At 34.0% G+C, this 15,081-nt stretch carries 9 protein-coding genes and 1 pseudogene; all 10 read right to left on the bottom strand.

The genetic code is table 11. The features are described from left to right. Positions 1–103: 103 nt before the first annotated feature. The 10 genes and pseudogenes from xdh to xdhA all read right to left on the bottom strand — a co-directional run bounded on the left by xdh (position 104) and on the right by xdhA (position 15,018). Positions 104–2,659 carry a selenium-dependent xanthine dehydrogenase gene (xdh, locus tag ACWPW7_RS07725; protein ID WP_454053039.1) on the bottom strand — a complete coding sequence of 852 codons (2,556 nt, stop codon included), beginning with the start codon at positions 2,657–2,659 and terminating at the stop codon, positions 104–106. Between the two features lie 148 nt (positions 2,660–2,807). Continuing rightward, a complete protein-coding gene (arcC, locus tag ACWPW7_RS07720; protein ID WP_454053038.1) occupies positions 2,808–3,758 on the bottom strand; it encodes a carbamate kinase in 951 nt (316 codons plus the stop codon). 15 nt (positions 3,759–3,773) lie between these two features. Beyond that, a complete protein-coding gene (locus ACWPW7_RS07715) occupies positions 3,774–4,991 on the bottom strand; it encodes a YgeY family selenium metabolism-linked hydrolase (protein WP_454053037.1) in 1,218 nt (405 codons plus the stop codon). A 26-nt stretch (positions 4,992–5,017) separates the two neighbouring features. Then, positions 5,018–6,346 (bottom strand): putative aminohydrolase SsnA, encoded by a 1,329-nt coding sequence (gene ssnA, locus ACWPW7_RS07710; RefSeq protein ID WP_454053036.1) that lies wholly within the window; start codon positions 6,344–6,346, stop codon positions 5,018–5,020. A gap of 30 nt (positions 6,347–6,376) precedes the next feature. Continuing rightward, positions 6,377–9,394 (bottom strand): putative selenate reductase subunit YgfK, encoded by a 3,018-nt coding sequence (ygfK, locus tag ACWPW7_RS07705; RefSeq protein WP_454053035.1) that lies wholly within the window; start codon positions 9,392–9,394, stop codon positions 6,377–6,379. Positions 9,395–9,444: 50 nt separating this feature from the next. After that, positions 9,445–10,641 (bottom strand): knotted carbamoyltransferase YgeW, encoded by a 1,197-nt coding sequence (ygeW, locus tag ACWPW7_RS07700; RefSeq protein WP_454053034.1) that lies wholly within the window; start codon positions 10,639–10,641, stop codon positions 9,445–9,447. A 366-nt stretch (positions 10,642–11,007) separates the two neighbouring features. Then, positions 11,008–11,331: pseudogene (locus ACWPW7_RS07695) on the bottom strand (amidohydrolase family protein); the annotation flags it as partial. Positions 11,332–11,357: 26 nt separating this feature from the next. Then, positions 11,358–11,849, bottom strand: a complete 492-nt coding sequence (gene xdhC / locus ACWPW7_RS07690) for a xanthine dehydrogenase subunit XdhC (protein WP_454053033.1) — start codon at positions 11,847–11,849, stop codon at positions 11,358–11,360. Continuing rightward, positions 11,842–12,729, bottom strand: a complete 888-nt coding sequence (xdhB, locus tag ACWPW7_RS07685; RefSeq protein ID WP_454053032.1) for a xanthine dehydrogenase subunit XdhB — start codon at positions 12,727–12,729, stop codon at positions 11,842–11,844. Before xdhB ends, xdhC begins: the two co-directional genes overlap by 8 nt. 15 nt (positions 12,730–12,744) lie before the next feature. Continuing rightward, positions 12,745–15,018: a xanthine dehydrogenase subunit XdhA gene (xdhA, locus tag ACWPW7_RS07680; protein ID WP_454055483.1), complete on the bottom strand. Its 2,274-nt coding sequence runs from the start codon at positions 15,016–15,018 to the stop codon at positions 12,745–12,747. Positions 15,019–15,081: the final 63 nt, after the last annotated feature.

Here is a 15,081-nt window from a genome sequence, read left to right as displayed (position 1 = left end):
TAAAAATTGAAACAAGGGAAGCCAAAGTGAAGTGCTTCCCTTAAAAATCGATATATCTTCAAGATTTTCTAAAATATAACCATTTTAAAAAACATTCAGACAATTATTTCTTCTTTCTATAAGCTGTATCGTCAAAAGGAAGTTTTTTTCTAAATTGTCCATCAAACTTTAAGTAAGCTCCTTGGGCTGCTGGAGCTGTTGGTATAGTTGTGATTTCCCCTACTCCTTTTGCACCATAAGCTAAATCATTTGTGTTCTTTTCAATTATTATGGATTCAATTTCTGGTATATCTGTAGCTCTAAATAATCCTAAGGTTCCAAATTTAGCAGCAGGGACAGAGTTATTTAATGGATAATCCTCTGTAAATGCATATCCAAGCCCCATAACTACTCCACCTTCAATTTGTCCTTCTACATTAGTAACATTTATAGCTTTTCCTACATCGTGTGCTGCAACTACTTTTTCTACCCTTCCATCTTCATCAAGGATAACAACTTGTGTTGCATAACCATAAGCCACGTGACTTACTGGATTTTCTTTGTCCGAATTAATAGGATCTGTAATACCTTTATATTCTCCATAGAATTCTTCCCCTTCACACTCTTCTAGTGAATTAGTTAATAATCTTTCTTTAAGCTTTAATGCCGCCACTCTTGTAGCTTCTCCAGTAAATACCGTTTGCCTTGATGCTGTAGTTGTTCCTGAGTCCGGTGCAACCATTGTATCTGGTAAATCTAAAATTATCCGCTCTGGTAACAAATTAGTTGTTTCACAAATTATTTGTGTAAGAATTGTTCCAAGTCCTTGACCTATACAAGCTGCACTAGTTCTTATGTGAACTTTTCCATCTATCACTACTAAATTGCATCTACCAATGTCAGGTAATCCAACACCAATTCCTGCATTTTTCATACAGCAGGCTATTCCAGCATATTTATTATTTTCATATGCATCTTTTACAGCCATTATAGTTTCTTTTATAGCAGTTCCCTTATCTGCAATTTGCCCATTAGGCAATACATCTCCCGGTTCTACTGCATTCTTAAATCTTATTTCCCAAGGGGATATACCTACTTTTTCCGCTAAAAGATTTAAATTACATTCTGATCCGAAAACTGACTGAGTTACACCAAAACCTCTAAAAGCTCCACCTGGAGGATTATTGGTATATACTGCTGTACCTTTAATCTCCACATTTGAACATCTATATGGTCCTGCTGCGTGAGTACAAGCCCTTTGAAGTACAGGTCCGCCCAATGATGCATAGGCACCAGTATCTGCTATAATTTCAGCTTTAAATGCTGTTAAATTTCCTTCTTCATCACAAGCAGTAGTAATAGTCATTTCCATAGCGTGTCTCTTAGGATGAATCATTATACTTTCCTTACGGCTTAAAGTTACTTTTACAGGCTTTTTCATATGCCAAGCAAGTAGAGCAGCATGATGTTGTACGCTCATATCCTCTTTTCCACCAAAGCCGCCTCCTACATATTTACTTACAGCTCTTACTTTTTCGCTAGGAAGTCCTAAAAGCTCAGAAATTTCTCTTTGTTCATCATATATCCCTTGAGATCCAGTATAGATAATAACTCCGTCACCATCTGGCATACCTATAGCGCTTTCTGGTTCTAAAAAAGCATGTTCAGTAAAAGGAGTAGAATAATGATTTGTAACTACATATTTAGAATTAGCTATAGCTTCATCCACATTACCTCTTTTTACTTTTTCCACTCTTAAGATATTTCCATCAGGATGGATTTTAGGTGCATTTTCCTCCATTGCCATAGAAGGAGTACTTAAAGGCTTCAACTCTTCATACTCTACTTTTATAAGATTAAATATTTCTTTTAAAGCTTTTTTACTCTTTGCTGCAACTAGTGCAACTGAATCTCCAACATATCTTGTTTCTTCTCCTACTGCTATTAAAGCTGGCCAATCTTTTGATATATGTCCTATAAATCTCTTTCCTGGTATATCTTCTGCCGTAAGTACCACTTCTACTTCTGGATGCTTTAAAGCTTCTGAAATGTCAATGCTCTTTACTAAAGCTCTAGGATATTTTGTTCTTAAAGCAGAACCATAAACCATTCCATCTACTTTCATATCGTCAACATATTTTCCAGTACCTAAGATTTTATCTTTTGCATCTATCCTCGGAATATTTTCGCCTATTTTACCTTTATATTTTTCATCAGATAGAATTCCACCATTTCTAAACGCTTCTGCTGCCATTTCAATAGCTTTTATTATTTTAACGTATCCAGTACATCTACAAACATTTCCTCTAATAGCTGCTTTAATTTCTTTTTTACTTGGATTTAAATTCTTATCTAAAAGTGCCTTTGCACTTATAATCATCCCCGGTATACAAAAACCACATTGAACTGCACCAGCTTTTGAAAAAGCCCAAACAAATACATCTTTCTCTTTTTCTGAAAGCCCTTCAACAGTTAATATATTTTTTCCATCTGCTTTTACAGTTGTAAATAAACAAGCTCTCATAGCTTTGCCATCTACAATTATCATACAAGCACCACAAGCTCCTTCTGCACAACCGTTTTTCACTGAGGTTAAATTTTTATATTCTCTTAAATATTCAAGGAAGTTCATATCTTCTTCAATGTTGATTCTTTCACCATTTAAAATAAATTCAGACATAAGAGCTCACCCCATAATTAATATATTTATATTCTATTACTCATAAAGAAACTTTTAGAATAAACTATAGTTAAAAATTGAGAGCTGAAAGTTAAGAAGTTTTTTAGCCCTCAATTCTTTACTTTCAACTCTCAAATTAAATTTAATCTTATTTATTTAGTGTGATAACTGTTCCTGTCTTACCTTCTAATGCATCTACGGCACTGTAAAGTGAAGTTATTATAGCTTTATGATTTGGGTTCGCTTTTGCAAACATTACTGCTGCCTTAACCTTAGGAAGCATTGATCCAGGAGCAAAATGTCCCTCTTCCATATATTTTTCAGCTTCCTCTACAGTAATATAATTAAGATCAGCTTGATTAGGTTTATTAAAGTTTATTGATACCTTTTCAACCTCTGTAAGTATCATTAAAATATCTGCATTAACATCCTCAGCAAGTTTTTCAGCTGCAAGATCTTTATCTATAACTGCGGCAACTCCCTCTAATGATCCATCTTCTTTTTCAATAACTGGAATACCGCCACCGCCTGCCGCTATACATATAGTTGAATTCCATAATTCTTTAACTGATGAAATTTCTACTATTCTTTTAGGTGCTGGTGAAGCTACTACTCTTCTCCATCCCCTTCCAGAATCTTCTTTCATTACATAGCCCTTTTCTGCTTGAAGTTTTTTAGCTTCTTCTTCACTATAAAAAGCTCCTATAGGTTTAGTAGGGTTTTTAAAAGCAATGTCATCTTTATCAACTACTACTTGTGTAACAATTGTTGCCACTTGTGTATTCTTATTTCTATCAGCTAAAGCTTTTCTAAGAGATTGCTGAATATGATATCCTATATAACCTTGACTCATAGCACCACACACATCAAAAGGCATAGATGGTGTAACATTTGCAGCTGCTTCTGATGCAAGTACAATTCTTCCTACTTGTGGACCATTTCCATGAACTATTGCAATTTCATATTTTCTGCAACTAAGCTCTGCTATATACTCACAAGTCTTTTTAACTACTTCTAATTGGGCTTCTGCTGTCGCAGGGGTTCCAGATTCTTGAAGTGCGTTTCCACCTAATGCTATAACTAATTTACTTAACCCCATATCCTATACCCCCTACTATTTGTTAGCAAATTCTTTTACATAAGTTATTGGAATAAGTGCATACATTGCTGCACATTTTACTAATTCATCTTTCCAAGTTCTTTCATTAGGAGCATGAGCTTGATCTTCATGTCCTGGTCCAAATCCGATACATGGTATTCCATATCTACCCATTATAGAAACTGCATTTGTAGAGAATGTCCATTTATCAACTTTTGGTTCACTCTTGAATAGGTCTTTGTAGCATTTTACAGCTGTTTCACATGCTGGGTGGTCTTCTTTTAATACCCAAGTTGGGAAGAAACATTCTGTTGGATATACTAAACCAGTATATGAAGGTCTTTCATAGCTATACATTTCAACTTCAGCATTTGCAGCTTTAACTGCTGGTAAATTCTTAATTTGTTGAATTGCATATTCCCAAGTTTCACCATCAGTAAGTCTTCTGTCTACAGATATAGTACATCCATCTGCAACAGCACATCTTGAAGGTGATGAGAAGAATATTTCAGATACAGTTAAACTACCTTTTCCTAAGAATTCGTCATATATTAAGTTTTCATGTAAAGCTTTTAATTCATTTAGTATAGGACCCATTTTAAATATTGCATTATCTCCTCTTTCTGGTGCTGATCCGTGACAGCTAACACCATGAGTTGTAACTTTTATTTCCATTCTTCCTCTATGTCCTCTGTATATATTTAAGGAAGTTGGTTCTGTAATTACAACAAATTCTGGTTTTATTTTGCTTTCATTGATTATATATTGCCAGCATAGTCCATCACAGTCTTCTTCTTGAACAGTACCAGTTACTATTAATGTGTAATCATCTTCTAGTCCAAGATCTTTGATTATCTTTCCAGCATAAACCATAGAAGCCATTCCGCCTTCTTGGTCTGTTCCTCCTCTTCCTATTATTATTTCATCATCTTCATATCCTTCATAAGGATCATAATTCCATAGATTTCTATCACCTATTCCAACTGTATCTATATGAGCATCCATAGCTATAACATGTTTTCCATGACCTATATATCCTAATACATTTCCCATAGGATCTATTTCTACTTTATCAAATCCTACTTTTTCCATCTCTTCTTTTATTCTAAGTACTACTTCTTTCTCTTGACAGCTTTCACTTGGAATTCTAATCATATCTCTTAAGAATTTTGTCATCTCTGCCTTATATTTCTCAGCTAATTTTAATATTTCTTCTTTTTTAATAGTTTCCATTTAAAACCCCTCCAAAATCTTATAAATTAAAATCTTTTCCAAACTTCAGTTGCTAGTTCTCTACTTCTAGCCATAATTCTCTCTTCATCAACATGAAGAAGTTTTCTATCTTCCATTAAAACCTTACCATTTATAATAGTTGTATCAACATGTCTTCCATTGATACCAAATAATATATGGCTGTTAATATTATTTTCATTAATTGGTGTTGGTGGATTATAATCTACTACAATTATATCCGCTAGTGCACCTTCTTTTAAAATTCCAACCTTATCATCAATAAATCTTTCGGTGATTTTTCTGTTATTTTCAAATAGCATTTCAGGAATTTCACCCCATGCCACAGTTGAATCTTTAGCAGCATGCTTATGGATAATGTTAGCAACTTTATAAGATTCAGTAATATCTGGAGTGTATCCATCAGTTCCTAATCCTAATAAAATTCCCTTTTTATACATTTTAAGCACTGGAGAAACACCTACTGCATTTCCCATGTTTGACTCAGGATTATGAACCACTATTGAATTCTTTTCTTTAATCATATCCATTTCATCATCTGAAACATAAATACAATGTACTGCTATGGTTTTATCGCAGAGAACTCCTGCATCGTACCATCTTTCTATAACACCCTTGCCATACTTTTCTTTTGAATCTTCTAAATCTTCAATACCTTCTCCACAATGGACATGGAAGCCTGTGTTTAAACTTTTAGCTGCATCCACACATTTTTCTAAAGTCCTTTCAGAAATTGTCATAGATGCATGAAGTCCAAACATTCCTTTGATCATATCATCATTTTTACCATTGCAATATTTAATAAATTCTGCATTTTCGTCGATGCCTTCTTGTGCAATTTTTTCTCCATCTCTATCAGAAGTTTCATAACACAAATTACTACGAATTCCCATTGTCTCTGATGCCTCTGCTATTTTAAATAAGCTTCCTTTGACAGCATGAGCACTAGCATGATGATCAAATACAGTAGTTACTCCATTTTTTATTTGATCAACCATAGGTACCATAGCACTATAGTAAACATCTTCTAAGTTCAATGCTTTATCTAATCTCCACCAAAGACCTTTAAGTATATCAGGGAATGATTTTGCTGGAGGGCTGTCATTAGCCATTCCTCTAGCAAAAGTACTATAATAGTGCATATGAGTATTTATAAATCCTGGCATTATAAGTTTGCCTTTTGCATCTATAAATTGGTATTCTTTATATTTATTCTTTAGAGTTTCAGTTGATCCAATTTCAATAATTTTATTTTTCTCAACAGCAACACATCCATCGTCTATGATTGGTCTAGTATTATCTCTAGTTATAACTTTTCCATTTCCAATCAACAACATCTGATTTACCTCCCCAATTCTAAATATTCTTTATGACATATAGCTATATTTATTTATGAAAGTTTTAATCATATTCTCCATTTCATTTGAGATGATATTTAATTCACCAACAGTATAATCTACAACTTCAGCATTTTCTTTTCTAACTTTGCAGATTCCTTTATCTTTATCTATGATTAAAAATCCTTTGTTTGTACTATCTTCAAAATCTTCTTTGCTCCAGAAAACTGTTGTTTTATCTTTATATGGATTTCCTTCATAAGGACAGAATATACCACAGTTACCACACTCATTGCACATTCCATCTAAGTGTATTATTTGATGTGAAGATTGGAAACCTTCATCCACATTAACGACTATATTTGCTCTGTTAGGACAAACGTCTACACAAATTTCACATACCTTGTTACAAGATAGACATCTCTCTGATTCTTTTTCTAAACAATCAGAAGCTTTTAATATACCTTTCTTGTTATATGTTTCCTTTTCATTTACAGTAAAGACTTTTTTATCAAAATCATTACTTAATCCTTCTTTTAATAAAATATCTTTAGATACTGCTTTACCATCAGCTATAGCTTTAACAATAGTAGATGGGCCTTCTTTCATGTCTCCAGCAACATATACATTACTAATGTTTGTCTCACAAGCTTTGTTTACCTTAGGGAAACCTTTAGAATCCAATTCTATTTTATTTTTTCTAAGTAAATCACTGTCTATTTGCTGTCCTACAGCAGAAATAACTGTATCTGCTTCTATCTCCACAATTTTGCCAGAACCTACAGGTCTTCTTCTTCCTGAAGCATCTTTTTCTCCTAATTTCATCTCTTCACAAATTAGTTTAGAATCTTTTATTGATATTGGTGAAAATAATTCTTTGAATAATATGTCTTCTGATTGAGCTAACTCTATTTCTTCTAAGCTAGCTGGCATATATTTTTTAGTTCTTCTATAAACTATAGAAACTTTTTCTACTCCTGGAGTTCTTTTAGCTGCACGTGCTGCATCCATAGCTACGTCACCACCACCGATGACACATACATGCTTTCCTAAATTCATATTTCCTTTAGAACTTTTGTGATTTTCAAGGAATGAAATAGCATCAACAGCTTTTTCTCCGCCTTCTTTTAATGGTAAATTGCCTGGTTTCCAAGCACCTATTGCTAGTACCACATAATCATATTCTTTCTTTAATGCATCTACATCTAAATTTCCATCAATACCAAATTTAAAATTAACTCCTTGTTTTCTAACAAGTTCAAAATCTTTTTTAATCATTTCAGAAGAAATTCTAAACTCTGGAATAACATATTCTATAACACCATAAGGTCTTTCTTTTCTATCCATTACAGTTACATCTACACCATTTCTTCTTAAGAAAAGTGCAACAGATAGTCCTGCTGGACCTGCTCCTATAACTGCTGCTTTTTTATTACTCTTTATGTCTGCTTTTTTAATATTTGAAATATATTTATCTGCAGCATTCAAAACTGCTACTTTTTTCATGTCTCTAATTAAAACTGATTCATCATAATCAAGTCTTGTACATTTATATTGACAATTGTGATTGCATATAGTTCCTGTAATTGCTGGTGAAGCATTATCTTTAACTATTAAGTTGAAAGCTTCATCATATCTTTTCTCACCAACTAAAGCTACATATTCAGGTATTTGTTGATTTATAGGACATCCTATTGTACAAGGTGCTATTGCACAATCATAAATTGGAAGTTCAGAAGAAATCTTTCTGCTACTTACAGGTCTAAGATCTTTAAGGTGATATTTATCAGTTAAAGCTGAGCTTGCAAACTCATTTAAATATTCTGTATTTATACCTTTAAATGCACCTTTAAGATTATCTTCTACCTTTTTAGACATTTGAGTTATTCTCTCATAACCACCTGGTTTTAAAATAGTAGTTGCAAAAGTAATTGGTTGAATTCCTGCCTTTAAAATCTTTTCTACATTAAAGAAATCTGCACCACCAGAATAAGATATTTGTAAATCTCCATCAAATTCTGAAGCTAATTTGCTTGCTAAAGATATAGTTAGTGGGAAAAGAGAGCGGCCTGACATATACATTTCTTCTCCAGGTAATTCGCCATTTTCAATTTTAACTGGCAGAGTATTTGTAAGCTTTACTCCTATTTCTAATTTTAATTCTCTAGCAATAACTTTTAGACGTTTAAGCATGGATACTCCATCTTTATATTGCAAGTCATTTACAAAATGTTTAGGATTAAGAACTACGTAATCATATCCCATTTGATCAAAGGTATCCCTAACAAACTTTTCTCCTAAAAGAGTTGGATTCATTTTTATAAAAGTATGAAGATTTTTTTCTTCCAAAAGATACTTTGCAATCTTTTCAATTTCTTCTGGTGGACATCCATGTAGTGTAGATAAAGTAATGGACGGGCAAATTACTGGTGAAATTTTGTCCAAATCTTCTTTACTAAAATTAAAGAATAAATCCATATTAGAAAGTAATGTTTCTTTGCATTCCTTCCAAACTTTTGTAGTGGATGCATTTCTCATTCCTTCTATATAAGCATCAACTTTAGGAGATTTTATACCTTCTAAATCATAGCCTACGCTCATATTAAACATAAAGTCTCTTTCTTTGCTTAAGTTTAATTCTTTCATTAAAACATGAAGTAAGAACCAAGCCTTTATATACTCATCATAAGCTTCTGGCACTGTTAGTTCTGTAGACCATTCCACATTATAGCATTCATCTTCCGCATGAATACATGGTTTAGCTACAGGTAAATCCTCTCCATCAATAACTTGCACTGTTTTTAATTCAATAAAACGGCTCCCTGTTAAGTAAGATGCAACTATGTTTTCTGTTAATTGAGAATTAGGACCTGCTGCAGGACCAAGTGGAGATGCCAGTTTTTCTCCAAATAATTCTATATATTTTCCAGTATTATTTTTGTAGAATTTATTCTTGTGAATTCCAAAAATAGATTCCTTTTCTTTAAGTTCTTTTATAACCCATGTAATCATTCTTTCAAATGAAATTGGTCGCATCTTGTCACCCATACAAACTTTTCCCCCTTAAAGATATAATAAATTTTTTATTATATCATAAATTATTTTCCATAAAATCTTGGATTATTTGCTTTTAAAAGTTTATCAATTGTTTCAACTGGATTTTTAACTTTGCTTAAGAATATCATTGCAGCAATAATATAAGGTTTATATCCAGCTTCTTTGTAAAGTGGTTCACGGTAACGATCAAATACTGATGCAGCTACTTCTCCTTCACTACAGCTAACTCCTGTGATATCAGCTGGTAAGCAGTGTAAATATAATGCTTTTCCATCTTTAGTAAGCTTCATCATTTCTTCTGTACATTCCCAATCTTTATGCTTAGCATTTTCTTGTAATAATTCTTTTTCTAGTACATCTATTTCTTCAAATTTACCTTCTCCATATAAATTTGTACGTCTTTCCATAAATTCAAAAGGTGCCCAGCTCTTAGGATATACTATATCTGCATTTTCAAAAGCTTCTTTCATTGAGTTAGTTTTTATAAATTTACCGCCGCTTGCTTCAGCATTTTTTCTTGCTACTTCTTCTACTTCAGGCATTAAGTCATATCCTTCTGGATGAGCAAGTACAACTTTCATTCCCATTCTTGTCATTAATCCAATTACACCTTGTGGAACTGAAAGTGGTTTACCATAAGATGGTGAATATGCCCAAGACATAGCTATTTTTTTACCTTTAAGATTTTCTGCTCCTCCAAAATGATGAATTATATGAAGTAAATCTGCCATACATTGAGTTGGATGGTCTATATCACATTGAAGATTTACAAGTGTAGGACGTTGTTCTAAAACTCCTTCTTTATATCCATCTTGAACTGCCCCAGATACTTCATGCATATATTTGTTTCCTTTACCTATAAACATGTCATCTCTGATACCTATAACATCAGCCATGAAAGAAATCATATTCGCTGTTTCACGTACTGTTTCTCCATGAGCAATTTGTGACTTTCCTTCATCTAGATCTTGAACTTCTAATCCTAATAAGTTACATGCGCTTGCAAAGCTGAATCTTGTTCTTGTGGAATTATCACGGAATAGTGAAATACCTAATCCACTATCAAATATTTTTGTAGATATATTATCTTCTCTCATTTTGCGTAAAATATCTGCTACTGTAAATACAGCATTAAGTTCGTCATCTGTCTTTTCCCAAGTTAAGAAGAAATCATTATTATACATTTTTTCACATTTGAAATTTCCTAATTTTTCAGTTAATTTTTTAATATCTTGCATGAATACGCCTCCTAAATTTTTATAATTAAGTTTTAAATTTTAAATTTACATACTAATTATTTAGAATCTTTAAAATGAAAAATTTCTATATTTTCTTTTTAACTTTTGGCCTCCTCCTTTACCATATTTAATAAGCAATATCTATGCCAAATAACTTAAAGCCTATAAATGGTTAATTTAGAAAAATTATATGGATAAATTTATTATTAAAATGATAAATTTATCATTTTAATAATAAATTTATCGAATGTTGTAAATATTCGTTCTAATACCCAACTTAGTAATATATCTTATCATATTGATAAATTAAGAAAAAAAGAACCTTTTTAATCTACAAAAGGTTCCTTATAACTACAAAATTATTATTTAGTCAATAGTAGAAAAATCTACTTTTTTTCTTTTTAAAAATTGTCCATATCCTTTTTCTCCAATAAATACATTATCTTTTACTATAACTTTTCCTCTTGAAATTGTCATTATTGGATCTCCTTGAAGTTCAAACCCTTCATAAGGAGTATAATCGACATTTTCATATAACATTGACTTTGTAATTTTAACTTTCTTATTAAGGTCAATTATAACAATGTCTCCATCGGAGCCAATTGCAATAGTCCCTTTCTTGGGGCATAATCCAAATATTTTTGCAGGTTTTGTACTTACTAAATCTACAAATTTATTTATTTTAATTCTTGCACTACTTGATTTTCAAACATGCCCTAATTCTGATTAGTTCCACCTTCTTCCATCACTTTTTCTACTGCCGATACAATATTGTGATATCCAGTACAGCGGCATAAGTTTCCCGCCATATGCTTTTTAATAGCTTCTCTGGAAAGTTTTTCTCCTCGTTCTAATAAAACAGTAGCTGACATTACAAAGCCTGGTGTGCAGAATCCGCACTGAACTGCTCCTTCTTCAATAAATGCCTCTTGAATTCTGGTTAATTCCCCATTTTCTCCAAGGAGTCCTTCCAATGTTCTGATATTCTTACCTTCCGCCCATACTGCCAAATAGATACAAGAATCAACTGTTTCGCCATCGATAATTACGGTGCAGGCACCGCATTCGCCTACTTCACAGCCTTTTTTTACCGAAGTAAGTCCTAAACGGTTACGTAGCATATCCAATAAGGATTCCCTCACGTCTACATATTCGACTACTTCTTTTCCATTTACGATGCATTTTACCAGCCGCATCTCTTTATTCATGATGATTCCCCCTTGAAAGTTCTATTGTTTTTACCAGTGCCCTTTTTGCAATCTCTCCACCAATCTGAAGGCGAAATGCTTTAGAAGCTCTCCATGAATCTCTTGGATTAATCTCTTGGCGAATGGTGTCTTCTACTACTTGACAAAGAGATTCCTCAATCATTTTTCCTTTGATGGCGTCTTCCGTCATATGGCAGCGGTAAGGAACAGGCGCTGCAACTCCAAAGGTAATTCTTACATCCTCTAAAACATTAGTCTCTGGATTTACCTTGCTTACAACACTACAGCTTAATGTAGCAATATCCATAGCATTTCTCATAGAATATTTAATATAGTGTCCCCAATATCCCCAGTAATTCTCTTTAGGGATAATAATATGCGTAAGCAGTTCGCCTGGATGCAAGTCCACACGTCCCGGTCCTAAATAGAATTCTTTTACCGGTACAATTCTTTCACCGTCACTGCTGACAATCTTTAATTTGGCATCCAAAGAAAAGACTGTGGGAGCACTATCTGCACTAACCGCACCATTACAGATATTACCGCCGATTGTTCCAATATTTCGAACCTGCGGTCCGCCAACTTGATCTACTGCTTCTCCCAAAACAGGAATATATTTTTGAATAATCGGATCATTTGTAATATGACTGAAAGTAGTGGCAGCACCGATATGAATATCTTTATTTTCTGTTAAAGTAACTCCCTGGAGTTCCTTGATGTCACGAATACAGAGCAGATCTGTTCCTGCCATTTTTCCTTCCCGAATCTTGATTAGCACATCACTTCCTCCTGCAATAATTCTTGCATTGGAATGTTCCTTCAGAAGGGAAACTGCTTCTTTTATTGTTGCTACATTATAATAATGATTAATATCGTACATAACATTCCCTCCTTTCTATATTAGACCTGCTTTTGTAAAAGCATCAATTAATCTTTGAGGAGACATAGGAATCTCATGAAGGCTGACACCAGTTGCATGTAAGACAGCATTACGAATAGCTGGAGCTGGCGGAATGGCCGGCGGTTCTCCCAATGCTTTATTTCCATAAGGTCCTGTAGGTTCTTCTAATTCTACGAAATCAACATCCAGGTCCGGTAAGTCCATTGTTGTTGGCATTTTGTAATCTAACAATGTACCATTTAAGACTCTGCCTGTTTTCTCATCCACAAGCAATTGCTCGCTTAATCCATAACCAATTCCCATGGACATTCCTCCATGTATCTGCATAACAGCAAGCTGAGGATTCAGCAATACTCCGCTGTCATGAACATTGATTATTTTTATAATCTTTACTTTTCCAAGCTTAATATCTACTTCTACTTCCGCAAAGCAGCATCCGGTTGCTATGGCATTCTTTTTCGACTGAAGAGATACTTCCGATGTAATAACAGAGGAATTGCTGAGGCTGTAGTAACTTTCCATAGCTAACTCTTCTAAGGACAATACCTTTTTCCCATCTCCTAATATCCATCCGTCTTCAACCTCTAATTGGTTATATTCTTCTTTCAGAAGTGTTTTGGCATAAGTTAAAATCTTTTCATACATCTGTTCTGCACACTGTTTTACTGCGGTACCTGTTACATACGACTGTCTGGATGCATAAGCACCTGTATCAAATGGTGTAACATCCGTATCCTGAACAGATTGGATATGGACATCTTCCACATTTATATGCAAAGTTTCCGCTACCATTTGTGAAAATACCGTATCTGAACCCTGTCCTATCTCAGTAGCTCCAACCATAAGCTGTACACTGCCGTCTTGATTCATAATCAGTCTGGCACCTGCTATTTCAAGAGAAATAGGCCATACACCAGTTTTATAACTAAACACCGACATACCTACTCCCCTGCGGATATTCCCTGTCTGATTTCGGTATTGTTCTCGTTTTTTCTGCCAATCAATATACTTAGCTCCCTTATCCATACATTCCATAACACCATTTGTATTGGCTGCTATAGGAGTAAGATAAGGATCTTTAAAGTATCCCTTAATTAAATTCTTCTTACGGAACTCTAATGGATCCATATTAATTTTATAAGCAATATCATCTATAAAAGCTTCACTTGCAAAGCACATCTGTGGAATGCCATATCCTCTCATGGCTCCACCTACAGGAGTATTGGTATAGACCGTATAAGCCGTTGCTTTAATATTGTCTACATGATACAAATGTCTCCATGCAGTTGCACCGTTGGCAGCAATCGCATGACCATGAGAAGCATATGCTCCTTGATTGGAATAAGCATGCATTTCTTTGCCAATGATTACTCCTTCTTTGTCTACTCCTGCTTTAAGATCATATTCTATGGAGTGTCTTGTTCTAGTGCAAACAAAGGTTTCCTCTCTTGTAACATCTAATTTTACAGGACGGCCGCCTACCTGGGTTGTTAAAAAAGCATTCAATGGCTCATATAACACATCCTGTTTATTACCGAATCCTCCTCCGATATAAGGTTTTATAACTCTTACTTTTCCCCATGAAATTCCCAATGCCTGTCCTACAACCCTTTTTACAATATGGGGAATCTGTGTAGAGCTGACAATCACAATACGTCCTTTCTCCATATACGCATATGAGATAGGATTCTCAATATGGCAATGCTGCACAACCTGGGTTTTATAAGTTCCGTCTACAACCACTTCCGCCGATTCAAAAGCTTCTTTCACATTGCCGATTTCATATTCGCTTTTGGCAAGAATATTATCAGGCTTTTCTTCATGAATCGGAGGATTGCTCCCTTTCATAGATTCTCTTGGATGTATCTCAGGCTTATATTCTTGGTACTCAACTTTAATTAATTTTAAAGCCCTAGTCGCGATTACTTCATCCTCTGCAATAACAGCCGCAATATCATCTCCATAATAACGGACTCTTCCTGTCAAAATATTACGATCTGCCACATCTTGATGAGCAGGTTCCACTGACCATGGATGACCTGGAGTAGGATAAGTTTGTTTTGGTACATCTTTAAATGTTACAACCTTTGCAACCCCGTCTAAGGCTTCTGCTTCACTGGTATCAATTGACTTTACAATTCCATTGGCAATGGTAGAATGATACACTTTTGCCACAAGACATTGATTTAAAATCAAATCATCTGTAAATTTTACTCTGCCAGTAACTTTTTCGTAAGCATCTACTCTCGGAATGTTTTGTCCAATCACATTATTCAATATTTGTCACCTTCTCAATTTTTTATTTAAAATATAGTTAACGATTACAAATTT

Source organism: Clostridium sp. Marseille-Q7071 (genome assembly GCF_965112025.1).
Note: the sequence above shows the minus strand (reverse complement) of the source record. Positions and strands in the feature narration are given on the sequence as shown.